This is a genomic window from Dactylosporangium sp. NPDC051485, assembly GCF_040682015.1.
Lineage (GTDB): Bacteria > Actinomycetota > Actinomycetes > Mycobacteriales > Micromonosporaceae > Dactylosporangium.
Map to the genome: position 1 here is coordinate 96,559 of NZ_JBFAZW010000012.1, position 23,069 is coordinate 119,627.

Here is a 23,069-nt window from a genome sequence, read left to right on the forward strand (position 1 = left end):
GGCCATCCGGGAAGGCCGTCCGCCGCGGGCGCCAGGGCAGCGACTCAAAACCCGTACCGCGGCGGGGCGGAGGCCGACCGTGCTGGGCCGCCCTCGGTCGGGGAAGCGGGCGTACCCTTAGGCAGTGTCCAGTCAGTGGTAGTGGGCGGGAGTGGAGGCGCGGCGTGACCAGCGAGGCGACCGAGATGATCACGATCCCCCGGGCCGAGTTCGACGCCATGCAGGCAGAGCTGAGGCGTCTGCGCCGCGAGGCCGCACGTGAGGTCGCGCTGACCGTCATGCAGGCAGACCGCGGTGCCGGACCCGGCGACGAGGCCCGGGTGTTCACGCGTGAACAACTTGCCGAGGCGTGGGGAATTCGTGCCTGATCGGCAGATTCGCTTTCCTGAGCAAGCGTGGCAACAGGTAGAGGCACTTCCCCAGGGACTGCGATGGGCAGTCCAGCGTGCGATCTTCCATCTGCTCGATGACCCGGTTCCGACGCTCGCAGATCCGTTCCCGCCGAGCGATCCATTGCCAGGCGCATATGAACTGCATTTGCCCGCCGACGGCGTAACCATCTGGTACATGGTTACGCCGCACGACGGGAACGAGGTCATCAGCATTCAGTACGTGCGGGCCGACACCTAATCCGGTGCGCGGCGTGGCTGCCGGTGCGCCGTCGAGAGGTCAGGACGGCAGGGTGCCGACACCGATGGGGCAGGTCATGCCGTTGGGGCCGTGGTTGCAGTAGCCGCCCGGGTTCTTGGACTCTGGCGAATGGTGCGCTACTCCGGTAACCAGCTGGTCAGTCGCCGGGCCGGGCGTACCACCATCCGTTGCCCAGGTTCTCCGCACCGTTGAGTGAGGCCTGGGCACCGTAGAGGTCGAGCGTGAAGTCGGCGGGTAGGGCGCCCTCGTAGAAGACATAGCCGGCTGCGTCGTCGGGGATACCGATGTATTCGGGCAGGAACACGACCGGCCGGCCGTCGTGCCGGCCGATCGCTGAGGCCCGGCCGTTGGTCGACAGATCGCGCAGAGTCCGGGGTAACGGCTCGCCGTAGTAGGCGTCGGACGCCCCGATCGTGCCGTGGCGAACCCCATCGGCGACGACCGCGAAGGCCCACCGGTGAGACCAGTAGTACGAGCGCGGTTCGAAGACCGACCAGTTGTTGAGCTGGATCGTGGCTGCCAGCAGTCCGGTCGCGGAGACCACCCGTACCACCGTCGAACCCTTGAACCCAGCAATCGCGACCACGGTCAGGGCGGCTGCGGCGAGCCACAACGCCAACTCGAACGGGGGGACGACGAACGCGAGCAGGGATTCATTCGGCACGTCGATTGCCTCGACGCACGCTACCGCCAGCCAGGCGATCGCAAGGCGGCAGGCGCGCCGCCTCCTCCCAGGAGAGGAAGGAGGCGACGGTTGAATCTCCGCGACGGTTTCGTCCGGCCTCGGCACGCAGCCAGGCTAGTGGTGGTCCGCTACCCGGGCCACCCCGATCGGGCAGGTCATGCCGTTCGGGCCGTGGTTGCAGTACCCGCCGGGGTTCTTCGAGTTCGAGAGGTACTGCTGGTGGTAGTCCTCGGCGTAGTAGAACGGCCCGGCCGGGGTGATCTCGGTCGTGATCTCGCCGTGGCCGGCGGCGCGCACCACCGGGGCGAAGGCGTCACTCGACCCGGCGGCCGTGGCGGCCTGGGCCGGGGTGGTGGTGTAGATGGCCGAGCGGTACTGGGTGCCGATGTCGTTGCCCTGGCGCATGCCCTGCGTCGGGTCGTGGTTCTCCCAGAACGCCTTCAGCAGCGTCTCGTACGACACCTTGGCCGGGTCGTAGACGACCTGGACGGCCTCGGTGTGCCCGGTCCGGCCGGAGCAGGTCTCCTCGTACGTCGGGTTCCGGGTGAAGCCGCCCTGGTAGCCGACGGCCGTCGAGTACACGCCGGGGATGCGCCAGAAGATGCGCTCCGCGCCCCAGAAGCAGCCCATCCCGAAGTAGGCCACCTCCAGCCCGGCCGGCCAGGGGCCGCGCAGCGGGGTGCCCAGGACGGTGTGCTTCGCGGCGACGGGCATCTCGGTGTCCCGCCCGGGGATGGCCGACTCGGCGGTCGGCAGGTCAAGCTGCTTGTTGATCCGCAGGAACACGATCCGCTCCTTAAAACTTGAGGTGCTCGGACTCAAGTTTGCCGCGAAATCCGTCGTGAGGCCTTATGAGCTCATTACGGCGGAGACCTTCTCCGCGAAGGAGAACGCCTCGGCATCCGACTCGTATTTCGTCCGCGGCCAGAAGAATCCCTTGAGCCCGTCGCCCTTGGTCCGCGGTACCACGTGGGTGTGCAGGTGGGCCACGCTCTGGGAGACCCGGTTGTTGATCGCCACGAAGCTGCCGCCGGCGGACAGGCCCGTCTCGACCGCCCTCGCGATCTGCTGGACGAACCCGAAGTACGCCGGGATGTCCGAAGGGTCCAGGTCGGTGAGCGTCACGACGTGGGTCTTGGGCACGACCAGCACGTGGCCCTTGAACACCGGGCGGACGTCCAGGAACGCGGCGGCGGTGGGCGTGGACGCGACCAGGTAGCCGGGCGCGGCGCCCGACGCGATCGAGCAGAACAGGCAGTCCGACACGATCGCCAGCCTAGCCGCGGTTAGGGTCGATCCCATGACCCACGGCTTCGAGACGCTCGCCATCCACGCCGGCCAGGAGCCGGACCCGGCCACCGGCGCGGTGGTGCCGCCGATCTTCCAGACCAGCACTTACGCGCAGGACGCGGTCGGCGCGCCGCGGCAGGGCTACGAGTACAGCCGCACCAGCAACCCGACCCGCGACGCGCTGCAGGAGTGCCTGGCCGCGCTGGAGGGCGGGCGCCGGGCGCTGACCTTCGCCTCGGGCCTGGCCGCCGAGGACACGCTGCTGCGCACGGTGTGCCGGCCCGGGGACCACGTGATCATCCCGGACGACGCCTACGGCGGCACCTACCGGCTGTTCTCCAAGGTCGCCGAGCGCTGGGGGCTGAACTGGACGGCCGCCTCGATCCACAGCGTCGACGCGGTGCGGGCCGCCATCACCGAGCGCACCCGGATCGTCTGGGTCGAGACGCCGACCAACCCGCTGCTGGGCATCGCCGACATCGCCGCGCTGGCCCAGGTCGCGCACGAGCGCGGGGCGCTGCTCGTGGTCGACAACACCTTCGCCTCGCCCTATCTGCAGCAGCCGCTGCACCTCGGGGCGGACCTGGTCGTGCACTCCACCACGAAGTACCTCGGCGGCCACTCCGACGTCGTGGGCGGCGCGCTGGTGGGCACGGACGAGGCGCTCATGGGCGAGCTCGCCTTCCACCAGAACGCGATGGGTGCGATCAACGGGCCGTTCGACGCCTGGCTGACCCTGCGCGGCGTGAAGACGCTGGGCGTGCGCATGGACCGGCACTGCGACAACGCGGAGAAGGTGGTGGAGTTCCTGACCCGCAGCAAGGCGGTGACCCAGGTGCTCTACCCGGGCCTGCCCGAGCACCCGGGCCACGAGACGGCGGCCAAGCAGATGCGGCGCTTCGGCGGCATGGTGAGCTTCCGCGCGCAGAGCGAGGAGCACGCCGTGGCCATCTGCAACCGGGCCCGGCTGTTCGTGCTGGGCGAGTCGCTCGGCGGGGTCGAGTCGCTGATCGAGCACCCGGGCCGGATGACGCACGCCAGCGCGGCGGGGAGCCCATTGGAGGTACCGGGGGATCTCGTCCGGCTGTCTGTCGGAATCGAGACGATTGACGATCTTCTGGCCGATCTGGAGTACGCGCTCGCTCGTTGACACACTTGACCGCACCGTCTATGGGTACGGAAAGGTGTTCGGCATGCTGCACCGCTCCACCACCTGGGTAGGCGCCACGGCAAGGGAGATCGCCCGCGCGGTCCGGCGCGGCGACACCTCCGCGACGGCCGTCGTGGCCGACCACTTGGACTCGATCCGCGCCTACGACCGGATCGTCGGCGCCTTCCGCGAGGTCCGCGCGGCCGAGGCGATCGTCGAGGCGGAGACCGTCGACGAACAGCCGGACCTGGGCAACCTCGCGCTGGCCGGGGTGCCCGTCGCGGTGAAGGAGAACACCCCGGTCACCGGGCTGCCGACGTGGAACGGCTCGGCGGCGGCCCGCGGTCCGGTGGCCGAGAAGGACCACGAGGTCGTACGGCGTCTGCGCGGCGCCGGCGCGGTGGTGATCGGCGTGACCAGGATGCCGGAGCTGGGCATCTGGGCCACGACCGACGACGCCGAGGCGATCACCCGCAACCCGTGGCGCACCGACCGCACGCCCGGCGGCTCCTCGGGCGGGTCGGCCGCCGCCGTGGCCGCCGGGCTCGTGCCGATCGCGCACGGCAACGACGGGCTCGGCTCGATCCGGATCCCGGCCGCGTGCTGCGGCATCGTCGGGCTCAAGCCCGGCCTGGGCGCGGTGCCGGCCGGCATCGGCGCCAACGACTGGTACGGCCTCGCCGAGAACGGCATCCTCGCCACCACGGTCGCCGACGCGAACCTGGGATATTCGGTGCTTTCCGGCCGTACACCTGCGGCATTGACGCCTCCGGGAACGCTGCGGGTGGCCGTCTCGCTGCGCAGTCCGGTCGCCGGCGCGCTGCCCGACGCCGGCGCGCGCAAGGGGGTCAGCGACGCCGTCCGGCTGCTGCTGGCCCACGGGCACGCCGCCGTGCGGGCCGACCCCTCCTATCCGCTCGCCCTGGGCGCCCGCGTGCTCGCCACCTGGTTCGCCGCGGCCGGCCAGGACGCCGCCGAGCTCGGCCCGGCCGCCCAGGTCAGGCTGCAGCCGCGCACCCGGCGCCACGTCGCGCTGGGCGAGGCGGCCCTGCGGCGCGGGCTGGTCCGCGACGGCGACCGGGCGGCCTGGCGCGAGCGCTGCCGCAAATGGTTCGCCGGCGGCGGCTTCGACGTGCTGGTCACCCCGGCGCTGGCCGCCGCGCCCCCGGCCGTCCAGCCCTGGTCGGACCGGTCGTGGGTGGCGAACATGCTGGTCAACACCCGGTATGCGCCCTATGCGGCGCCGTGGAACTTCGCCGGCTTCCCGGGCCTGGTCGTGCCGGTCGGGGTGCGCGGCGACGGGCTGCCGGCGGCCGTGCAGCTGGTCGGGCCGCCCGGCAGCGAGCTGCTGCTGCTCGCCGTGGCCGGTCAGATCGAGGAGGCGGCGCCGTGGCGGCGCCACGCTCCCGGCTGGCCGCGGATGGCGGCCCGGCCCCGATGATCCGCGCGATCTCGCAGTGGGCGGCCGCCGCCGTGGCCGGTCAGATCGAGGAGGCGGCGCTGTGGCGGCGCCACGCCCCGGGCTGGCCGCGGATGGCGGCCCGGCCCCGATGATCCGCGCGATCTCGCACTGGGCGACCGCCGCCATGGCCGCCGTCGCGGGGACCGCGCTGGTGTACCTCCTGCTGGCCTTCCTGCCGCTGGCCGACCTGTGGGCGGCCCGCGACCCGGGCCCGCACCGGGCGGCGCTGGCCGCCGCGCTGCGCATCGGCGCGTGGGTGCTGCTGTTCGCGCTCGCTGTCACGACCGCCGTCGCCACCGCCGGCTGGGCCGCGCGGGCCCGGTCCAACCTGGTCGCGTTCGGCCTGCGGTCGCGCCGGCTGGCCCGCGGCCGGACCGCGGTGCTGGTCTGGCTGCTGTGGGGCAGCGCCTTCGCGGGCGCGGGGGCGGCGTTGCTCGGCCTGATCGCGGGCCTGGACGACCGGGCGGAGATCGGCGACGTGCGGGACCGGATCGCGGCCGGCCGCCCGATCGACCACGACCTGGCCGCTCACCTCTTCGGGCGGCAGCTGGTGCTCGGGCTGCCCGCCGCGGCCCTGTTCGTGCTCGCGGCCGCGGTGGCCGTGCTGCTGATCGGGCGGGTGACCGATGTGCAGTACGGCCGCATTGCGCGGCTCCGTGCGGCGCTCGCGGGTGCTGGTGGCACGATCGGGGCATGACCGTCCCATCGGAGCTCGTGACGCTCGCCGATGTCGAAGCGGCAAGGCAACTGCTGGCCGGCGTGATCCGCCGGACGCCGGTGGAGCCTTGCCGGCCACTGACCGCCAAACTCGGCGGGCCGACGTGGCTCAAGTGTGAGAACCTGCAGCGCGCCGGGTCGTTCAAGGTGCGCGGCGCCTACGTGCGGCTGGCCCGGCTGAGCGACGCCGAGCGCCGGCGCGGCGTGGTGGCCGCCAGTGCCGGTAACCACGCCCAGGGCGTCGCCCTCGCGGCCAGCCTGCTCGGCATCGCCAGCACGGTGTTCATGCCGGTCGGCGCGCCGCTGCCCAAGATCGCCGCGACCAAGGGCTACGGCGCGGCCGTCGAGTTCGCCGGTTCGACCGTCGACGAGTCCCTGGTCGCCGCGCAGGAGTTCGCCGAGCGCACCGGCGCGGTGTTCATCCACCCCTTCGACCATCCCGACGTCATCGCCGGCCAGGGCACGATCGCCCTGGAGCTGCTCGAGCAGGTGCCCGACGTGAAGACGGTGATCACCGGGGCCGGCGGCGGCGGGCTCGTCTCCGGCCTGGCCGTCGCGATCAAGGCGATGCGCCCCGACGTGCGGGTGATCGGCGTCCAGGCCGCCGAGGCGGCCGCCTTCCCGCCCTCGCTGGCCCACGGCCGCCCGATGCGGCTGGGCAAGTTCGGCACCATCGCCGACGGCATCGCGGTCGGCCGCCCGGGCGACATCACCTTCGCCCACGTCAGCAAGCTCGTCGACGACATCGTCACGGTGAGCGAGGAAGACATCTCCCGGGCCCTGCTGATGCTGCTGGAGCGGGGCAAGATGGTCGTCGAGCCGGCCGGCAGCGTCGGCGTGGCCGCCCTGCTCGCCGGGGTGGTGCAGGTCGAGACGCCGGTGGTGGCGGTGCTCTCCGGCGGCAACATCGACCCGATGCTCATGGTCCGGGTCATCGAGCACGGCCTGGCCGCGGCCGGGCGTTACCTCACCTTCACCGTGCGCTGCGGCGACCGGCCGGGGCACCTCGCGAAGCTGCTGACGTGTATCGCCGAGCAGGGGGCCAACGTGGTCGACGTGGCCCACCGCCGCCAGGACCCGCGGCTGCAGCTCGGCGAGGTCGAGCTCGGCCTGTCGGTGGAGACGCGCGGCTCCGAGCACTCCGACCGGCTGGTCAACGCCCTCCGCTCGGCGGGCTATACGGTGACCTTCGGCATCTAACCGGGTCGTGGCTGAACGCGCGTTCGGCGCGCACCCTGAGCGCTCAGGGTGCGCGCCGAACGTGACGCTGTTGCTGTTTATTCAGCCTGCGAACGGCTCGAACTCGATGACCGTCACCTTGATCGCGGCGCCACTCGGGGCGGTGTAGGTGACGGTGTCGCCGCGCTTCGCGCCGAGGATCGCCTTGCCCAAGGCGGACTCGGGGCTGTAGACCTTCAGATCGGTGGTGGCGGCGATCTCGCGGGAGCCGAGGAGGAACTTCTCCGTGTCGTCCTCGTCGTCGTCGAACTGGATGGTGACGACGGTGCCGGGCGCGACCGAGTCCGAGGTCGGCGCGTCGCCCACCACCGCCTTGCGCAGGAACTCCTTGAGGTACAGAATGCGGCCCTCGGCCTTACCCTGTTCCTCGCGGGCGGCGTGGTAGCCGCCGTTCTCGCGTAGGTCGCCCTCTTCGCGGCGTGCGTTGATCTCGGCAGCTAGCGCCGGACGGTTGGCGATGTGCTCGTCGAGCTCGGCCTGCAACCGGTCGTAGGCGTCCTGCGACAGCCAGGTGGTGGCCTGGTTGCCGTCGGTGGTAGACACTGAGGATCTCCTTACGGGCACGCTTGGTCAAACCACAAAGGTACCAGTGACTCGCATCACCGCTGCCACTTGAATTTGCCGAAGCGTTACCGCTGGGTCAACTTCACCTCTTTGCATTCGGCCCCGAGGCGACCCCCTATTTAGTCTTGATCGGGCCGCAGGCGGGCACCTCCGCGGTCACCGGACGGTCACTGGTCGCGAGACGGTACGTGACGAGCGGCTCGGCTCCGGTGGGCACGTCCACCTGGGCCAGCCCGACCTCCTCGCCGCTGGCCGAGCGGGCGCGCACGCGGCAGGTGGCCCGCTTGTCCGCCTCCTTGCGCACCACGAACTCCACCGTGACGCCGTCGCCGGTCACGTTGTAGAAGCGTTGGACCTGCGGTTCGTACTCCTGGGGGCCGTACTGCCCGTAGAGCTGCCACGCGATGGCGAGCCCGGCCGCCGCGACGACCCCGGCGAGCGCGAGGACCAGCCAGCGGCGGCGCGGCTGCGGCTCGCGCCGGCGGCCGTAACGCCCCGGCGGGTACTTCGATGTGGCGTGCGTCTCGTTCACGTCGGTCACGGGTGTACGTCCTCGTCGTTTTGTCGGAGGTACAGACCACAATAGGGTCGTTACCCGGGACGCCCACGTGGTGGGGTTGTCCACGTCTTGGAGGAGAGGCTCGTGACCGAGCAGCTGCGGTTGATGGCGGTGCATGCACACCCCGACGACGAGTCGAGCAAGGGCGCGGCCGCCATGGCGAAGTACGTGGCCGAAGGGGTCGACGTCCTGGTCGTCACCTGCACCGGCGGCGAGCGCGGCAGCGTGCTCAACCCGAAGCTCGACCGGCCCGAGATCTGGGAGAACATCGCCGAGATCCGCCGCGCCGAGATGGACCGCGCCCGGGAGATCCTGGGCATCCGCCAGGAGTGGCTCGGGTTCGTCGACTCCGGTTTCCCGGAGGGCGACCCGCTGCCCCCGCTGCCCGAGGGCTGCTTCGGCCTGGTCGACCCGGAGGAGGCCGCGGCGCCGCTGGTCGAGCTGATCCGCAAGTTCCGGCCGCACGTGGTCACCACCTACGACGAGCGGGGCGGCTACCCGCACCCCGACCACGTGATGACGCACAAGATCAGCATGGTGGCGTTCGAGGCGGCCGGCGACGCGAGCCGCTACCCCGACCGCGGGGAGCCCTGGCAGCCCCTGAAGCTGTACTACAACATGGGCTGGTCGCGCACCCGCATCCAGCTGCTGCACGATGCGATGATCGAGGCGACCGGCGAGTCGCCCTACACGGAGTGGATGAAGTCCTGGCAGGAGCGGCAGGCGGACTGGCCCGACCCCTCCGAGCGGATCACCAGCCAGGTGCCCTGCGGGGAGTATTTCGACGTCCGCGACGACGCCCTGCGCGCGCACGCCACCCAGGTCGACCCCGACGGCTTCTGGTTCGCCGTGCCGCTCGACATCCAGCAGAAGATCTGGCCGACCGAGGACTACGAGTTGGTCAAGTCGTTCGTCGAGTCGAGCGTGCCCGAAGACGATCTCTTCGCGGGCGTAAGGTGAACGCATGGGCGCGTTGGACGTTCTGGCCGAGAACAACTTCGGCGACACCCGCTCGGGCGGCTTGGCCGGCCCGATGGGGCTCCTCATCATCGTGCTCCTGGGCATTGTGACGATTTTCCTGATCCGCAACATGACCGCGCGGATCCGCCGCCTGCCGGCCGAATTCCCCGACCCCGACGCCGATCGCAAGACCGGCGCCGACGCGGCCGCGGGATCCGGCACCGAGGTGGCCGAGCGGGCCGGCGCCGACCCCGATCAGCTGGACAAATCGACGCCCAGCTGAGTGGTGTCCGCCCACGACCTGACCTAGAAACGCAACGCTGACCACTGTTGTCCCTTTCCGTCGTGCCTTAGCCTTCACGAGGTGCGCGTTCCATTCGCCGGGCGCGCATCCCTGTGGGCCGGGGAAGGGGGCAAATGGTGAGTGCCCCGACGCATGCCCATCGACGGTCCTCGGTCGGTGTGGGGTCGCAATGAGGCCGCTCCCATCGCGCCTGGTCGGCGCCCTGGTCGCGGCCGCCGCGCTCGCGGTGGCGATCTCCCTGGTGCTCGCCACGCGCCTGCCCGAGGGTTCCGTCGGCGCCGCATTGAATCGGTTCAGAGCCGACGGCGGACCCGCCGTGCCGGTCGCGCTACTCACCGGCGCCGCGGTGGCCATGATCTCCCAGCTGGCCCGCCTGCGCGTGCGGGCCGGTGGCGGCCTGGCCCGGCTGGCCTGGGGCGAGGCCGCGATCGTCGTGCTCTGCGCGAGCCTGCCGCCCGTCCTGGTCGCGCCGGTCTCGCTGGTCGGCTTCGGCGCCGCGCACGCCGCTCTGCAGCTGTTCGACCGGGGCACCCCGCGGGCGAGAGCGGCCCGCGAGACCCTCTACGGCGTCGCCGCGCTGACCGTGGGCGCGGCCCTCGCCGCGCTGGTCGTGTCGCTCACCCGCGGCCCCGAGTCCGGCGAGGGGCTCCCACCCCGGCTGATCGGCGCCCTGTGCGCCGCCGCGGTCGTGTACCACCTGGTCACCGTCGCGCTCGTCACCGCGCGCGTGGTGGCGACCGGCGGCGGCACCGCGCGCACGGTCGGCGGCTCGATGCTCGGCAGCACCCTGCTGATGCTGGTCGGCAACGTGGCGGCCGGCCTGGTGATCGTGTGGGCGTGCGCCACCAGTGGCTTCCTGCTGCTGCTCCTGCCGCCGGTGCTGTGGCTGATGCACCAGTTCTACGCCAACCGCATCGGCGAGGACGACGAGCGGCGCACCTGGTCGGAGTTCGCCGAGGTGGCCCGCGACCTCAACCGCCTCGACGAGCGCGACGCCGCCCAGGCCGGCATCGCCGGCGCGGTGCGCCTCTTCGGCGTCCCCGCCGCCCGGGTCGTGCTCGCCGGCGGGCGCGCCTACGGCGAGCTGCCACCGGGCCCGCACGCCAGCCGCCCGCTGACCGTCGGCCCGGTCGCGGTGGGGGAGCTGCAGCTGGCCGGCCCCGAGCCGCAGCGCGCCCGCGACCGGCTCATGCTCGCCACCTTCGGCGACGCCCTGGCCGCGGCCCTGCACGACGCGATCACGCACGACCAGCTGCGGGCGATGAGCGAGCGCACCACGTACGACGCCGTGCGCGACCCGCTCACCGGCCTGTTCAACCGGGCCGCCCTACTGGCCCGCGGCGACCTGCGCCTCTCGGCCTGCCCCGCCGGCGACCCGGTCGCCCTGCTGCTGCTCGACGTGAACGACTTCAAAGAGGTCAACAACGCTCTCGGACACAACGCCGGCGACGAGGTGCTGCGCATCATCGCGCGCCGCGTCCTGGAGGCCGGCCCCGACGGCGACCTGCACGCCCGCCTCGGCGGCGACGAGTTCGCGATCCTCATCACGAACCTCGCCGCAGGCGGCGCCGACCTGGCGCTGGCCGCCGCCGTCGAGCGGGCCCGCAAGCTCGGCGCCCAGATCGCCGCGCCGATGCGGGTCGACGGCGTGGCCCTGTCCAAGGAGCCCTCGATCGGCGTCGTGGTCGCCGCGGCCGGCTCGGCCGACCTCACCGAGCTGCTGCGGCGGGCGGACATCGCGATGTACCAGGCCAAGCACGGCGGCCAGCCGGTCGCCTGGTACGACGCGTCCCGCGACGACGCCAACACCGACCGCCTGGCGCTGCTCGCCGAGCTGCGGGAGGCGCTGACCGCCGCCCCGGGCGAGGAGCAGCTCACCCTCGAGCTCCAGCCGGCCATCGCGCTCACCGGCCCGGCCGGCGCCTCGGCCGCCAGCGGCCCCATCACCGGCGTCGAGGCGCTGATCCGCTGGCAGCACCCGCGCCGCGGCAAGCTGAGCCCGGCGCAGTTCCTGCCCGCGGTCGAGGCGAGCGAGCTCATGGCGCCGCTGACCCACTGGGTGCTGGAGCGCGCGATCGCCTTCGCCTCGACCTGGCGCCGGGCCGGCCTGGCGGTCCCGGTCGCGGTCAACATCTCGGCCCGCAGCCTCGCCGAGCGCCAGCTGCCGGAGACGATCGGCGACCTCCTGGCCCGCCACCGCCTCCCGGCCGAGCTCCTGGTCCTGGAGATCACCGAGACCGTCATGCTCTCCAGCTCCCCGGTGATCGACGACGTCCTCGTCCGCGTGCGCCGCCTGGGCGTCCAGCTCGCCGTCGACGACTTCGGCACGGGCTTCTCCGCCTTCACCGTCCTGACCCGCGTACCGGTTCAGGAGGTCAAGATCGACCGCGAGTTCGTGGCCCAGATGCTCGACGCCCCGAAGCCGGGCGCGATCGTGCAGGCCACGGTCGACCTGGGCCGCCGGCTGGGGCTGCGGGTGGTGGCCGAGGGGGTGGAGAACCCGGAGCAGCGGGCGCGGCTGACGGAGTTGGGTTGCACGGCGGCGCAGGGCTTCCTGTTCTATCCGCCGCTGTCGCCGGACGGCCTGCTGGCGGTGTTGCGGGAGCGCCGCCAGGTCCAGCGCCGCCACCTGCGTGCCGAGAGCGCCGTGCGATCCGCGGACCTCTGCTGACGGCGCCGCGCCGTCTGGTTCGTACGCTTTTGTGCTGATAAGTCTGGCGCCCGACTTATCAGATTTATACCCCGTCCGGGCATATGTCCGAAAAGTCGCGGCACAGAGTGCCCGACTTTTCGCGCAAACACCATCAACCGGACACTCAATTGGAATAGAGTATTCCGTTCTGATAGAGTGATGGCGCAAGCGGGCGAGGCCAAAGGGAGGCGCGCAGTCATGAACGAGCAGCTGGCGAGCACGTGGGAGATCCTCGACGCGGCCCACCGGGCGCTGCGCACCGTCGTGAACGGGGTCGGCCCCGACGACTGGGAGCGGCCGACGCCCTGCGCGCAGTGGAACGTCACGCAGGTGCTGCAGCACGCCGCCGGCGACCAGCGCGGGTTCGCAGCGATGATCACCGGGAGCGGGTTCCCGTCGTACGACCCGTTCGCCCCCGACGGGCACCTGCACGGCGAGGACCCCGCGGCGTTCGCCGAGGACGGCATGCGCGCGGCCGCGGCGGCCTGGGCCACCATCGCGCACGACGCCGCCGACGCGCCCACCCCGCTGCCGCAGGGCCGGCTGGCGCCCCGGATCGGGGCCGGGGCCTGCGCGCTCGACGCGGCCGTGCACGCCTGGGACATCGCGGCGGCCACCGGGCAGCCGTCGCCGCTGACCCCCGAGCTGGCCCGGGACCTGCTGGCCGTGGCGCGGGAGATCGTCGAGCCGCTGCGCCAGTGGGGCGCCTACGCCGCCGTCGTGCCGGCGGCGGCGGGCGACGACGAGGTGGCGGCGCTGCTGCGGTACCTCGGCCGCGATCCCAGCTGGGCCGCGTGAACCCCTGGCGGTGACATGCCGGCGGGCCTACCCGTGCTGGACGCCGCCGTCGCTTACCGTGACCGAGTGTGAGCAGACGGGGGTTGGCCAGCGTGCTGGGCTGCGCGGTGGCCTCGGTGGGAGCATTCGTCGTACTGGATCACTTCGGCGGCGGTGACCGCTTCGCCGATCTGCCCGGCGGCGCCGATCTGCGCCTGGTCGGGCACTTCACGCCGCAGCAGGTGGTGCGGCTCGGCGCGCTGCCGGAGGCCGCGGCGGTGGAGTGCGACGACGCGCTGTACGACGTCGGCGTCACCACCGCCCGGGCGAGCCTGAAGCGGTCGACCGTGCTGACCGCGCTGCGCAGCCCGGGGCTGCAGCGCACGGCGCTGGTGGAGGGGCGCAATCCGGTCGCCGACGCCGAGATCCTGGCGGTGGACGGGCACGGGCTGCTGCTGGGCGAGCGGGTCACGCTGGCCCGCGGCGGCCACGCCCTGGCCGTCACCGTCGTCGGGGTGAGCGCCCGCCCGGCGGGCCGGCCCGATGCGGTGGCGCTGCTGCCGGCCGGCGGGATGGCCAGGCTCGGCGGGGGCCCGGCCTGCGGCGAGCTGGTCGTGCAGCTCAAGCGGCGCAGTGAGGCGACGGCGTTCCAGCGCGGGGCGAAGGGCGTGCTCGGCAGCGCCCCGACGGTGACGTACGACGAGTCCCTGCGCGGCCACGTCTGACTCAGACCTACAGGTCCGACATGTCGCAAAGCTCAGGAGCGGGCGGCGCCGGACCAGGTCATGGACAGGCCGGTGGCGGCCCGCTCGGCGCGGATCTCCATGGCGTCGCCCAGGATGACCGCCCGATCGTCCACCACCACCGCGCCATCCAGCGTGTACGTCAACCGCTCGCTCACGAACACCGCGGTTCCGGCGGGCTCGTGCAGGTACACCCGCGAAATCGGATCGAGCAGCGCGGGCCGGATGGTCTCCGCGGCCCGCGCCACGGCGACGCCGGCATCGGCGAGCGCGGCATACAGCGCGACGGCGGTGAAATCGACGCCGATGAGCCGATCGGCGAGCGCCGGAGAAACCCAGGACACCTGGTGTACCGAGGGACGCCCGGCGAACTCCCGCACGCGCTCGAGTCGCAGCGCCCCGGGTCCGAACCGCGGCGACGGGCAGAGCTCGGCCGCCACCACCACCGTCCGCACCGCGTGGCCCTGCTCGCGGAGGTCGTCGGCGAGGCTGCGCAGCGAGCCCAGCCGGTAGGCCAGGTGCGGCGGCGACACGTACGTGCCCCGGCCGGGCTGCTGCACGATGAGCCCCTCGTCGCTCAGCTCGCGCAGGGCTTGGCGAAGGGTCATGAGCGTGACGCCGTACGCGGTGCTGAGCTCGCGCTGGGCCGGCAGGGCGGCGCCTGCCGGGTACACGCCGGCGTGGATCTTCGCGGCCAGGTCGGCGGCAATGGCGCGGTAGCGGGGCTCGCCGTCGCGGACCAAGCGTCATCCTCCTGACATCGCCGCCTTCAGCTCGCGCACGTACGCGCCGGCCTCGGCCGGGCCGGCGCCGTCGAGCACGCGACGCATGACGGCGGCGCCGACCACGACGCCGTCGGCCAGGCCCGCCGCCTCCGCCGCCTGCGCGGGCGTGGAGATGCCGAATCCTAACAAGACCGGCAGTTCGGTCCGGACCTTGAGGCGCTCGGCGAGCGCCCCGGCCGACGCGGCCAGCTCCGCCCGCTCGCCGGTCGTGCCCATCACGGTGACCGCGTACACGAACCGCTTGCTGCGCCGCCCGATCTCGGCCAGCCGGGCATCGGACGTGGCGGGGGAGGCGAGCAGGACCAGGTCGATGTGTTCCGCCACTTCGGCGCACTCTTCGAGGGGGAGATCGGGGACGATGAGCCCGTCAAATCCGGCATGGCGGATGTGACGGCAAAAGGTGCCGGCGCCCTGGCGGATCACGAGATTCGCATACGTGCTGGCGATGAGGGGGATCTCGACGGATAGCTCGGACATATCACGGCAGATCGAGTCCAACGTGACGCCCCGCGCCAACGCCACCGACGTCGCCTCCTGAATCGTCGGCCCGTCGAGGGTGGGGTCGGAGAACGGCAGCCCGATCTCGACCATGTCGGCCCCGGCCGAGGCGAAGGCCTGCACGTAGGACGTCCAATCGGGCGTGATGCCGGCCGTGATGTACGGCATCAGCAGCTTCACAACGACTCCTTCAGCGTCGCCAGGTCCTTGTCCCCGCGCCCGGACAGCGTGATCAGCACCGTCGACCCCGCCGGGACCTGCCCGCGCAGCACCCAGGCCACCGCGTGCGCCGACTCCAGCGCCGCGATGATCCCCTCGGTGCGGGCCAGCCGCATCGCCGCCTCGGTGACTTCGGAGTCGGTGACGGTGACGTACCGCGCCCGCCCGAGGTCCCGAAGGTGCACGTGCTCGGGCCCGATCCCCGGGTAGTCCAGCCCGGCCGCGATCGAGTGCGCCTCCGCCACCTGCCCGTGCTCGTCCTGCAGGAACATCGAGCGCACCCCGTGCAGCACGCCGAGCCGCCCCCGGCTCGCCCCGGCCCCGCCGTCGGCCTCCACCCCGACCAGCCGCGCCGGCGTGTCGACGAACCCGGCGAACGTGCCGGCCGCGTTGGACCCGCCGCCGACGCACGCCACCACGTAGTCCGGAACCGCCGCCCGCAGCTCGGTCGCGCACTGCCGCCGGGCCTCGTCGCCGATCACCCGCTGCAGCTCGCGGACCATCCACGGGTACGGCGCCGGCCCGAGCACCGACCCCATGCAGTAGTGCGCCTCGTCCACCGCCCCGACCCAGTGCCGCATCGCCTCGCTGGTGGCGTCCTTGAGCGTCTGCGCCCCGCCGTGCACCGGGACGACCTCGGCCCCGAGCATGCGCATCCGGAACACGTTGAGCTCCTGCCGCTCGACGTCCCGCGCCCCCATGAACACGGTCGCCTTCAGCCCGAACAGCGCCGCCGCCGTGGCCGTGGCCACCCCGTGCTGCCCGGCCCCGGTCTCGGCAATGAGCCGCGTGCGCCCCATCCGCTTGGCCAGCAACGCCTGCCCGAGCACGTTATTGATCTTGTGTGACCCGGTGTGCGTGAGGTCCTCGCGCTTGAGCAGCACCGTGATCCCGAGCTCGGCGGAGAGCCGCAGCGCGGGCGTGAGCGGCGTGGGCCGTCCCGCATAGGTGCTCAGGAGGCGATCGAGCTGGCCGCGGTACGCCGGATCCGCCCACGCCTCGCGAAACGCCTCTTCGACCTCGCGACACGCCCCGATGAGCGACTCGGGCACGTACCGCCCGCCGTACTCCCCGAACCGCCCGAGCGCCCCAGGATCCCCCATGAGCGGCCCCCGCGCGACCTCCCGCCGCGGCCGGATCAACACCTCACCCACGGCCCACCTCCACAGTTCTAGAACAGTCCCAACAGTTCTAGAACTGTGCCACAACCTCCTGCCCGTGTCGAGCGCCGATGGACGCTACGATGCTCGTAGCATTGAGGCATGCTGTACGCCACGCCCACCCTGGACGGCGACGACCAACGCGTCCTGTCCGAGATTGACGCCTTCTACGCCGGCTTCAAGCGCGCCACCGGCGGCACGGCCGTACGCGAATGGGTGGGGGAGGTCCGCAAGCGCTTCGTGGCCGGCGCCATCCGCGGCTCCAACAGCATCGAGGGCTACACGGTGAACCTCGACACCGCCGCGGCGATCGTGACGGGGGCCGCGGTCCCGGCGACGGTCCCGGAGGAGTCACGCGAGGCGGTCACCGGCTACCGCGACGCGCTGACCTGGGTGCTGCAGACCCCGGACATGGACTTCTTCGCCCACAGCGAGATGGTCCTGTCCGCGCTGCATTTCATGATGCTGCGGCACTGGAAGCGCAAATCGCCCGGCCGATATCGCAGCGGTGGCATCGTGGTCACCGGCGCGGACCCGCTGCAGCCGGTCTACGTGGGCCCGCCGGCCGAGGAGGTGCCCGGGCTGATGCGGGAGCTGGTCGCCTGGCTGGAGGGGGGTGACCTGGAGGCGCCCGCCCTGGTGCGCGCCGCGACGGCCCACCTCAACCTGGTGGCCATCCACCCGTGGCGGGACGGCAACGGCCGCATGGCTCGCTGCCTGCAGACCCTGGTGATCGCCCGCTCGGGCCGGACCTACCCCGAGTTCTGCTCCATCGAGGAGTGGCTCGGGTTCGAGCTGAACACGTACGAGTACTACCGAGCGCTGCGCGAGACCCAACAGGGTTCGTATCAACCGGCGCGAAGTGCCCATGACTGGGTCCGGTTCTGCCTGCGTGCCCATCACCTGCAGGCCCAGCTGGTGGACCGCAGGCTCAAGCTCGGCGCCGCGGTCTGGGCCGCCGCCGAGGCCTTGGCGCAGCGGCACAGTCTCTCCGGCCGCACCGTGGTGGCGCTGTACGCGGCGGCCAGCGGCCAGCTTCGCCGGGAGACCTACCAGGAGGAAGGGGGCCTCTCCCGGGATCAGGCGATCCGTGACATTCGCCGCATCGAGCAGGCCGGCCTCATCTCGTCCGTAGGCTACGGACAGACGCTCGCCTATGTTGCCGCGGGCGAACTCAAGGAGGCCGCCGACGCCGAGGCGGCGGCCCTGACCGCCCCACCCATGGAGCCCTACTGATGGCGATGATCGAGTACGACCAGCAGGCCGCCGCCGCGTTCGTGGCCGGGCGGCACCTCGACGACGACGCGCTGGCCGCCTGGCGCGAGCGGGTCGCCCACCACCTGCGCCCAACTCCCGCGACCCGCCTGCTGGACCTGGGCTCCGGCACCGGCCATTGGGCGGCCTCCTTCCGCCGCTGGTACGGCATCGACGTGCTCGCCGTCGAGCCCTCCGCGGCGATGCGCGCCGCCGCCGCACACCCGACCCTCGAGGGCGACGCCGCGAACATCCCCCTCGACGACGCCGCGGTGGACGCCGTCTGGCTCTCCACCGTCGTGCACCACATCCCGGACCTGCCCGCCGCCGTCACCGAGATCCGCCGCGTCCTGCGCCCGGGCGGCCTGGTCCTGATCCGCTCGGCCTTCGCCGGCCGGACCGAGGGCGTGAGCCTCTTCCGCCACTTCCGCGAGGCCGCCCGCATCCTCGACGCCAGGTTCCCGTCGGTCGAGGCCGTGGTCTCCGCATTCGCCGGCGCGGGCTGCACCGAGATCGCCCTGGAGCCCGTTGCCCAGCGCACGGCCGAGACCCTGGCCGAGGTCCTGGCGACCTTCGACCGGGCCGCCCACACCCCGCTGCTCCTGCTGAACGACGAGGAGTACGCAACGGGCCTGTCCCGCCTCCGCGCCGCCGACCCGACCGAGCCGGTCATCGACCACCTGGACATGCTGGTCCTCAAAGCGCCAGGTGAATGCTAGTGTTGGCCCTATGGCTACTCTCTGCGTTGCTGCGGATCCCCGCGGTACCGCTATAGAATGCAGCATGCCGAGATCGTCCGGCCTGCCTGAGCTGCTCGCCCTCGCCGAGGAGCAGTGGGGCCTGTTCACCTCCGCCAGGCGGATGGCGCCGGCCTGGCGTGGACGACGGTCTCGCGCCTGGCCCGGGACGGCAGGACGGAGCATGTGGCGCACGGGGTGTACCGCTTCCGCGGCAGCCCGGTCGTCGATGATCTGGCCGTCCGCGCCGCTTGGCTGCAGCTCGCCCCCGGGACCCCGGCCTGGGAGCGGACGCCGGATCGGGGCGTGGTGACCCATCGGTCGGCGGCGGCGCTGTACCGCATCGGCCACCTTCCGGCGGACACTCACGAGTTCGCCCTGCCGGGTCGCCGTCAGTCCCGCCGCCAGGACGTGCGCCTGCATCGCCTTCGGCTTGCTCACGACGAGGTGCGCCGCCAGGGCGGCCTCCTCGTCAGTAGTCCCTCGCGGACCGCCGCCGACCTGCTGCGCGACCTCGAGGACCCGGGCGCCGTCGGCGAATGCATCGCGGACGCGCTGCGCCGCGGACTGGACACTCCGGCCGCCTTGGCCCGCCGGATTGCGCCGAGCGCCGCTCGGTTCGGCCTTCCCCGTGGGGCGGGCGAGGAGCTACTGGGCTGGCTGCTCGAGCTCACCGCCGCGCCGGAACGCGCGACTTGGCTCGCCGAGGCCCACCAGTCGGCGTAGCCGAACCCCCCTGCCGTGACCTCGCCCTACGCTACCCCCGCCGCGTTCCGTCACGCCGTGACCGAGCGCCTGCGGGCAGCCGCCGTGCCAAACGGCCCCTGGTCCCTGGCCGACCTGCAGCGCCAGTTCGCACAGGGCAGTTGGTCGCCCGTCCGGGCAGCGTAGTCCGGCGCGGCCTGAGGCGGCCGGAGTCGGGGGCCCGCGCACGCGTTCGAGGAGGTGCGCCGGCGGGACGGCCCCCCTTGTCGCCGGTGCCGGTGCCGGTAAATATGGCAACCAAGTAGTTGGCGCGGGTTGTGATTGATGCCCAGGCCTGGATATTGTCGCCATGTGGCCCTAATAAGCCGAGGTTCGCCCAGGCAGCGGCGGCCAGGGAGCGCCCGCGCGGATAGATGGTCGCCATGAGCGCGGAGTTCGTTGGCCGTCATATGCCGGCAATCGTGACGCTCGATGATCTCACCGCGATGAGTGCCGCCGACCCACATGGTCATCGCTACGAGGTCAGCCCTGAGGGGGTCCTGACGGTCATGCCGCCGCCCACCTACGAGCACGCCGTCATCGCGACTTGCCTCGCGGGATGGCTCATCATGGCCGGCTGGCCGCTCGAACGGATAACCCAGGCCGTCGGCCTTCGCATCCCGGGTTCGGACGACGGCGTGGGTGGACGGATCTCCGACCTCGTCGTCTGGGGCAAGGTGCCGACGCAACCTCGCGCGGTGTGGTTGCCGGTCGATGGTGTGCTGCTCGTTGTGGAGATCATCTCAGCGGGCTCCAAAGCGGCCGACACCGTGACCAAGCGCGTCGAGTATGCCGGTGCCGGCATCGCGCAGTACTGGACCGTGGACCAAGACGCGAGCCAGACGGTCACGATGTACCGGCTCGCCCATGACGGCTACCGCGTGCGCGCCACGATGCCGCTCGCCTGGGTGTTCAACACCGCACCCGCTGACTACCTGGACTGAGGGAACCGCGGCGCATCGGCACGGCAGCCGACGGCAACGGGCTGGGTGTCCAGGGTGGCCGTGAGAGGGTTGGGGCATGGCCAATCGTCTCGCCAGTGCGACCTCGCCCTACCTGCTGCAGCACAAGGACAATCCGGTCGACTGGTGGCAGTGGTCGCCCGAGGCGTTCGAGGAGGCGCGGCGGCGGGACGTGCCCGTGCTCATCTCCGTCGGGTACGCGGCTTGTCACTGGTGTCATGTCATGGCACACGAGTCGTTCGAGCACGAGGGCGTCGCGGCGCTGGTCAACGAGCTCACCGTGCCGGTCAAGGTGGATCGGGAGGAGCGGCCCGACGTCGACGCGGTCTACATGACCGCGACGCAGGTCATGACCGGGCAGGGCGGGTGGCCGATGACCGTGTTCGCCACGCCCGACGGGCAGCCGTTCTACTGCGGGACGTACTTTCCCCGGGATGCCTTCCAGCGGCTGGTCCAGGCCGTGTCCGACGCGTGGCGCGACCAGCGCGAGGCGGTCGTCAAGCAGGGCGCCGCGGTGGTCGAGGCCGTGCGCCAGGTGGCGGAGCGCCCCGCCGCCAAGGCCCTGACCGATTCGGTACTGCACGAAGCCGCCGCCACCCTCCTGCAGTCCTACGACGCCGAGCACGGCGGCTTCGGCGGGGCGCCCAAGTTCCCGCCGCACATGGCGCTGCTCTTCCTGCTGCGGCACTACCAGCGCACGCGTGACGACGAGGTGCTCGACGCGGTCCGGCACACGTGCGAGCGGATGGCCCGCGGCGGCATGTACGACCAGCTGGCGGGGGGCTTCGCGCGGTACGCCGTCGACGGCACCTGGACCGTGCCGCACTTCGAGAAGATGCTGTACGACAACGCCCTGCTCCTTCGCGTGTACACCCACCTCGACCGCGTCGCCGGCAGCGGGACCGGGCGGCGGGTGGCCCACGAGACCGCCGCCTTCCTGGCCCGCGACCTGCACGACGGGCACGGGTTCGTCTCCGCGCTGGACGCCGACGCCGACGGCGAGGAGGGCCTCACCTACGTGTGGACGCCGGAGCAGCTCGACGAGGTGCTCGGCGAGATCGACGGGGCCTGGGCGCGGTACCTGCTCAAGGTGACGCCGCAGGGCACCTTCGAGCACGGCAGCTCCGTCCTGCAGTTGCCCGAGGACCCGATGAACGCCGAGCGCTGGGCCGACGTCCAGGGCAAGCTGCTGCGGGCCCGCGCCGCGCGGCCGCAGCCGGCGCGGGACGACAAGGTGGTGGCAGCCTGGAACGGGCTGGCGATCACGGCGCTGGTCGAGTTCGGCCGCGCGTACGGCGACGCTGAGGCGGTCGCGCTCGCGGTGCGCACCGCCGAGTACCTGGCCGGCGTGCACCTGGTCGACGGGCGGCTGCGCCGGGTCTCGCGCGACGGCGTCGCCGGCGAGCCGGCCGGGGTCCTGGAGGACTACGGCGCCGTCGCCGAGGCGTTCTGCGCGGTGCACCAGGCCACCGGCGACGGGCGCTGGCTCGACCTGGCCCGGCGGCTGCTGGACGTGGCGCTGGAGCGCTTCCGCGACCCCGGCAACGGGGGCTTCTTCGACACCGCCGACGACGCCGAGGCACTCGTCGCCCGCCCGGCCGACGTCACCGACAACGCCACCCCTTCGGGCCTGTCGGCGGTCGTCGCGGCGCTCGTCGCCTACTCGGCGCTGACGGCGGACCCGTCGTACCGCGAGGCGGCCGAGCAGGCCCTGTCCACCATCGCGGCGGTGGCCTCGACCCACGGGCGGTTCACCGGTTACGCCTGCGCCACCGGCGAGGCGCTCGTCTCCGGCCCGTACGAGATTGCCATCGCCACCGCCGACCCCGACGACCCGCTGGTGGCGGCCGCCTGGTGGCACGCCCCGCCGGGCGCCGTCGTGGTCGCCGGCGAGCCGGACCGCGAGGGCGTGCCGCTGCTCGCGTCCCGGCCGCTGCGCGACGGGCTCCCCACGGCGTACGTCTGCCGCGGCTTCGTCTGCGACGCCCCCGTCACGGCGCTGGAGGACCTGGTCGCCAAGCTCGCCTGATCGTGTTCTCGCTGAGCGAACTGCGGACCCTTGGCGTCTCCGTGCAACGGTGTAATCGTGTAATTAACGTTGCACAAGCAAAGGGGTAAGAGATGATGCGACGAGGAGATGTGCCCTGGGGCCGCGGCGGCGGGCCCCGCAGCGAGCCGCCGCCGGCCGACGACGCCACCGCCTGGATCGCCGGCGCGCTGCCGGAGGGCTGGTTCCAGGGCCCGGCCGAGGTGACCATCGACCGGGACGAGATCCTGATCGTGGGCCGCCTGAGCGAGCCGGCCCTGGCCGAGGACGCGAGCGAGGCCGATCGCGCCGCGGCCGCCCAGGGCCGGGTCGCCGGCTTCCGGGAGACCACGCGGGACCAGCGCATCGGCATCGCGCAGCAGCTGGAGCGCCGCTACCGGCGCAAGGTCGCGTGGGGCGTGCGGGTCGGGGAGGCCCGCGAGCTGTTCACCACCCACTCGGCGCCGGTGATGACCCGGCTGCGCCAGCCGGAGCGCCAGGTCCTCGACACACTGGTCGACTCCGGCGTGGCCCGGTCCCGCTCGGAGGCCCTGGCCTGGTGCGTGGCCCTGGTCGGCCAGCACGCCGACGCCTGGCTGAGCGAGCTGCGCGAGGCCATGGAGTCCGTCGACGAGCTGCGCAGGCGCGGCCCGGCGGTGTGACGTTCAAGACCGGGCGCAGCGGTACGTCGGGCAAGTCGGACATGCCCGAACCCGCCGCGCCCGGTTCGATCGCCCACGGGTTGTGAAAAACGACATGTCGGGCGCTCCGCGCCACGACATGTCGGACTTATACCCCGGCAGGGGAAATGTCGGAAAAGTCGCGGCACGGAGTGCCCGACTTTTCGCATCTGTAGGCAAATGCCCCGCTGTCCGGGCTCGGCCGGTTCCG

The 23,069-nt window shown here is 72.4% G+C and carries 25 protein-coding genes; 17 read left to right on the forward strand and 8 right to left on the reverse strand.

All coding sequences use genetic code 11. The features are described 5' to 3' along the window. The first annotated feature begins 164 nt into the window (after window positions 1-164). Window positions 165-368, forward strand: a complete 204-nt coding sequence (locus tag AB0M46_RS09395) for a hypothetical protein (RefSeq protein WP_363334164.1) — start codon at window positions 165-167, stop codon at window positions 366-368. Further along, a complete protein-coding gene (locus tag AB0M46_RS09400; protein WP_363334166.1) occupies window positions 361-630 on the forward strand; it encodes a hypothetical protein in 270 nt (89 codons plus the stop codon). Before AB0M46_RS09395 ends, AB0M46_RS09400 begins: the two co-directional genes overlap by 8 nt. Before the next feature lie 157 nt (window positions 631-787). Here the strand turns inward: AB0M46_RS09400 and AB0M46_RS09405 are convergent, their stop codons facing one another. The 3 genes from AB0M46_RS09405 to AB0M46_RS09415 all read right to left on the reverse strand — a co-directional run bounded on the left by AB0M46_RS09405 (window position 788) and on the right by AB0M46_RS09415 (window position 2,602). Next, on the reverse strand, window positions 788-1,441 hold the full coding sequence (locus AB0M46_RS09405) for a hypothetical protein (RefSeq protein WP_363334168.1): 654 nt from the start codon (window positions 1,439-1,441) through the stop codon (window positions 788-790). Window positions 1,442-1,450: 9 nt separating this feature from the next. After that, the gene (gene msrA, locus AB0M46_RS09410) at window positions 1,451-2,122 is read right to left on the reverse strand and encodes a peptide-methionine (S)-S-oxide reductase MsrA (RefSeq protein ID WP_363334169.1); all 672 of its coding nucleotides are present in this window, start codon (window positions 2,120-2,122) and stop codon (window positions 1,451-1,453) included. A gap of 63 nt (window positions 2,123-2,185) precedes the next feature. Continuing rightward, window positions 2,186-2,602: an HIT family protein gene (locus tag AB0M46_RS09415; RefSeq protein WP_363334171.1), complete on the reverse strand. Its 417-nt coding sequence runs from the start codon at window positions 2,600-2,602 to the stop codon at window positions 2,186-2,188. Between the two features lie 34 nt (window positions 2,603-2,636). On the opposite strand from AB0M46_RS09415, the gene AB0M46_RS09420 reads away from it, so the two are divergent. From AB0M46_RS09420 to ilvA, 4 genes are all read left to right on the forward strand, one after another. Next, a complete protein-coding gene (locus AB0M46_RS09420) occupies window positions 2,637-3,776 on the forward strand; it encodes a cystathionine gamma-synthase (RefSeq protein ID WP_363334172.1) in 1,140 nt (379 codons plus the stop codon). A gap of 43 nt (window positions 3,777-3,819) precedes the next feature. Continuing rightward, window positions 3,820-5,217, forward strand: a complete 1,398-nt coding sequence (locus tag AB0M46_RS09425; protein WP_363334174.1) for an amidase — start codon at window positions 3,820-3,822, stop codon at window positions 5,215-5,217. A gap of 109 nt (window positions 5,218-5,326) precedes the next feature. Beyond that, window positions 5,327-5,935: a hypothetical protein gene (locus tag AB0M46_RS09430; protein WP_363334176.1), complete on the forward strand. Its 609-nt coding sequence runs from the start codon at window positions 5,327-5,329 to the stop codon at window positions 5,933-5,935. Then, entirely contained in the window at window positions 5,932-7,155 is a 1,224-nt protein-coding gene (ilvA, locus tag AB0M46_RS09435; RefSeq protein WP_363334178.1) for a threonine ammonia-lyase, read from the forward strand. The genes AB0M46_RS09430 and ilvA overlap by 4 nt, the downstream gene beginning before the upstream one ends. 81 nt (window positions 7,156-7,236) lie before the next feature. Here ilvA and greA read toward each other — a convergent pair whose 3' ends face one another. Further along, window positions 7,237-7,737 (reverse strand): transcription elongation factor GreA, encoded by a 501-nt coding sequence (gene greA / locus AB0M46_RS09440; protein WP_363334180.1) that lies wholly within the window; start codon window positions 7,735-7,737, stop codon window positions 7,237-7,239. A gap of 136 nt (window positions 7,738-7,873) precedes the next feature. Next, on the reverse strand, window positions 7,874-8,299 hold the full coding sequence (locus tag AB0M46_RS09445; protein ID WP_363334182.1) for a DUF4307 domain-containing protein: 426 nt from the start codon (window positions 8,297-8,299) through the stop codon (window positions 7,874-7,876). Window positions 8,300-8,401: 102 nt separating this feature from the next. Here AB0M46_RS09445 and mca point away from each other — a divergent pair, with 102 nt between their 5' ends. From mca to AB0M46_RS09470, 5 genes are all read left to right on the forward strand, one after another. After that, window positions 8,402-9,277 carry a mycothiol conjugate amidase Mca gene (mca, locus tag AB0M46_RS09450; RefSeq protein ID WP_363334184.1) on the forward strand — a complete coding sequence of 292 codons (876 nt, stop codon included), beginning with the start codon at window positions 8,402-8,404 and terminating at the stop codon, window positions 9,275-9,277. A 4-nt stretch (window positions 9,278-9,281) separates the two neighbouring features. Beyond that, window positions 9,282-9,560, forward strand: a complete 279-nt coding sequence (locus tag AB0M46_RS09455; protein WP_363334186.1) for a hypothetical protein — start codon at window positions 9,282-9,284, stop codon at window positions 9,558-9,560. 190 nt (window positions 9,561-9,750) lie between these two features. Beyond that, window positions 9,751-12,252, forward strand: a complete 2,502-nt coding sequence (locus AB0M46_RS09460) for a bifunctional diguanylate cyclase/phosphodiesterase (protein ID WP_363334188.1) — start codon at window positions 9,751-9,753, stop codon at window positions 12,250-12,252. A 219-nt stretch (window positions 12,253-12,471) separates the two neighbouring features. Continuing rightward, entirely contained in the window at window positions 12,472-13,071 is a 600-nt protein-coding gene (locus tag AB0M46_RS09465; protein WP_363334190.1) for a TIGR03086 family metal-binding protein, read from the forward strand. Between the two features lie 68 nt (window positions 13,072-13,139). Continuing rightward, window positions 13,140-13,775, forward strand: a complete 636-nt coding sequence (locus AB0M46_RS09470) for a hypothetical protein (protein WP_363334192.1) — start codon at window positions 13,140-13,142, stop codon at window positions 13,773-13,775. A 32-nt stretch (window positions 13,776-13,807) separates the two neighbouring features. Here the strand turns inward: AB0M46_RS09470 and AB0M46_RS09475 are convergent, their stop codons facing one another. The 3 genes from AB0M46_RS09475 to trpB are packed head-to-tail and all read right to left on the reverse strand — an operon-like array spanning window position 13,808 to window position 16,398. Next, window positions 13,808-14,536, reverse strand: a complete 729-nt coding sequence (locus AB0M46_RS09475) for a GntR family transcriptional regulator (RefSeq protein WP_363334193.1) — start codon at window positions 14,534-14,536, stop codon at window positions 13,808-13,810. A 3-nt stretch (window positions 14,537-14,539) separates the two neighbouring features. Then, window positions 14,540-15,256, reverse strand: coding sequence for a tryptophan synthase subunit alpha (gene trpA / locus AB0M46_RS09480; protein ID WP_363334195.1), 717 nt, complete (start codon window positions 15,254-15,256; stop codon window positions 14,540-14,542). After that, window positions 15,253-16,398 (reverse strand): tryptophan synthase subunit beta, encoded by a 1,146-nt coding sequence (gene trpB, locus AB0M46_RS09485; RefSeq protein WP_363334249.1) that lies wholly within the window; start codon window positions 16,396-16,398, stop codon window positions 15,253-15,255. Before trpB ends, trpA begins: the two co-directional genes overlap by 4 nt. Window positions 16,399-16,557: 159 nt before the next feature. Between trpB and AB0M46_RS09490 the strand changes: the two genes are divergently transcribed. From AB0M46_RS09490 to AB0M46_RS09515, 6 genes are all read left to right on the forward strand, one after another. Then, window positions 16,558-17,691, forward strand: a complete 1,134-nt coding sequence (locus AB0M46_RS09490; protein ID WP_363334197.1) for a Fic family protein — start codon at window positions 16,558-16,560, stop codon at window positions 17,689-17,691. Then, window positions 17,691-18,428, forward strand: a complete 738-nt coding sequence (locus AB0M46_RS09495; protein ID WP_363334199.1) for a class I SAM-dependent methyltransferase — start codon at window positions 17,691-17,693, stop codon at window positions 18,426-18,428. Before AB0M46_RS09490 ends, AB0M46_RS09495 begins: the two co-directional genes overlap by 1 nt. A gap of 114 nt (window positions 18,429-18,542) precedes the next feature. Further along, window positions 18,543-19,172, forward strand: a complete 630-nt coding sequence (locus AB0M46_RS09500; protein WP_363334201.1) for a hypothetical protein — start codon at window positions 18,543-18,545, stop codon at window positions 19,170-19,172. Window positions 19,173-19,573: 401 nt separating this feature from the next. Continuing rightward, window positions 19,574-20,134, forward strand: a complete 561-nt coding sequence (locus tag AB0M46_RS09505; protein WP_363334203.1) for a Uma2 family endonuclease — start codon at window positions 19,574-19,576, stop codon at window positions 20,132-20,134. A 76-nt stretch (window positions 20,135-20,210) separates the two neighbouring features. Continuing rightward, window positions 20,211-22,181: a thioredoxin domain-containing protein gene (locus tag AB0M46_RS09510; protein WP_363334205.1), complete on the forward strand. Its 1,971-nt coding sequence runs from the start codon at window positions 20,211-20,213 to the stop codon at window positions 22,179-22,181. 92 nt (window positions 22,182-22,273) lie between these two features. After that, window positions 22,274-22,840, forward strand: a complete 567-nt coding sequence (locus tag AB0M46_RS09515; protein WP_363334207.1) for a hypothetical protein — start codon at window positions 22,274-22,276, stop codon at window positions 22,838-22,840. The last annotated feature ends 229 nt before the right edge of the window (window positions 22,841-23,069 follow it).

Coding starts and splice junctions, on each gene's coding strand:
- AB0M46_RS09420 (WP_363334172.1), top strand. CDS start 2,637: ATGACCCACGGCTTCGAGACGCTCGCCATCCACGCCGGCCAGGAGCCG.
- AB0M46_RS09425 (WP_363334174.1), top strand. CDS start 3,820: ATGCTGCACCGCTCCACCACCTGGGTAGGCGCCACGGCAAGGGAGATC.
- AB0M46_RS09430 (WP_363334176.1), top strand. CDS start 5,327: ATGATCCGCGCGATCTCGCACTGGGCGACCGCCGCCATGGCCGCCGTC.
- ilvA (WP_363334178.1), top strand. CDS start 5,932: ATGACCGTCCCATCGGAGCTCGTGACGCTCGCCGATGTCGAAGCGGCA.
- AB0M46_RS09455 (WP_363334186.1), top strand. CDS start 9,282: ATGGGCGCGTTGGACGTTCTGGCCGAGAACAACTTCGGCGACACCCGC.
- AB0M46_RS09460 (WP_363334188.1), top strand. CDS start 9,751: ATGAGGCCGCTCCCATCGCGCCTGGTCGGCGCCCTGGTCGCGGCCGCC.
- AB0M46_RS09465 (WP_363334190.1), top strand. CDS start 12,472: ATGAACGAGCAGCTGGCGAGCACGTGGGAGATCCTCGACGCGGCCCAC.
- trpB (WP_363334249.1), bottom strand. CDS start 16,398: ATGGGGGATCCTGGGGCGCTCGGGCGGTTCGGGGAGTACGGCGGGCGG.
- AB0M46_RS09490 (WP_363334197.1), top strand. CDS start 16,558: ATGCTGTACGCCACGCCCACCCTGGACGGCGACGACCAACGCGTCCTG.
- AB0M46_RS09495 (WP_363334199.1), top strand. CDS start 17,691: ATGGCGATGATCGAGTACGACCAGCAGGCCGCCGCCGCGTTCGTGGCC.
- AB0M46_RS09505 (WP_363334203.1), top strand. CDS start 19,574: ATGAGCGCGGAGTTCGTTGGCCGTCATATGCCGGCAATCGTGACGCTC.
- AB0M46_RS09510 (WP_363334205.1), top strand. CDS start 20,211: ATGGCCAATCGTCTCGCCAGTGCGACCTCGCCCTACCTGCTGCAGCAC.
- AB0M46_RS09515 (WP_363334207.1), top strand. CDS start 22,274: ATGATGCGACGAGGAGATGTGCCCTGGGGCCGCGGCGGCGGGCCCCGC.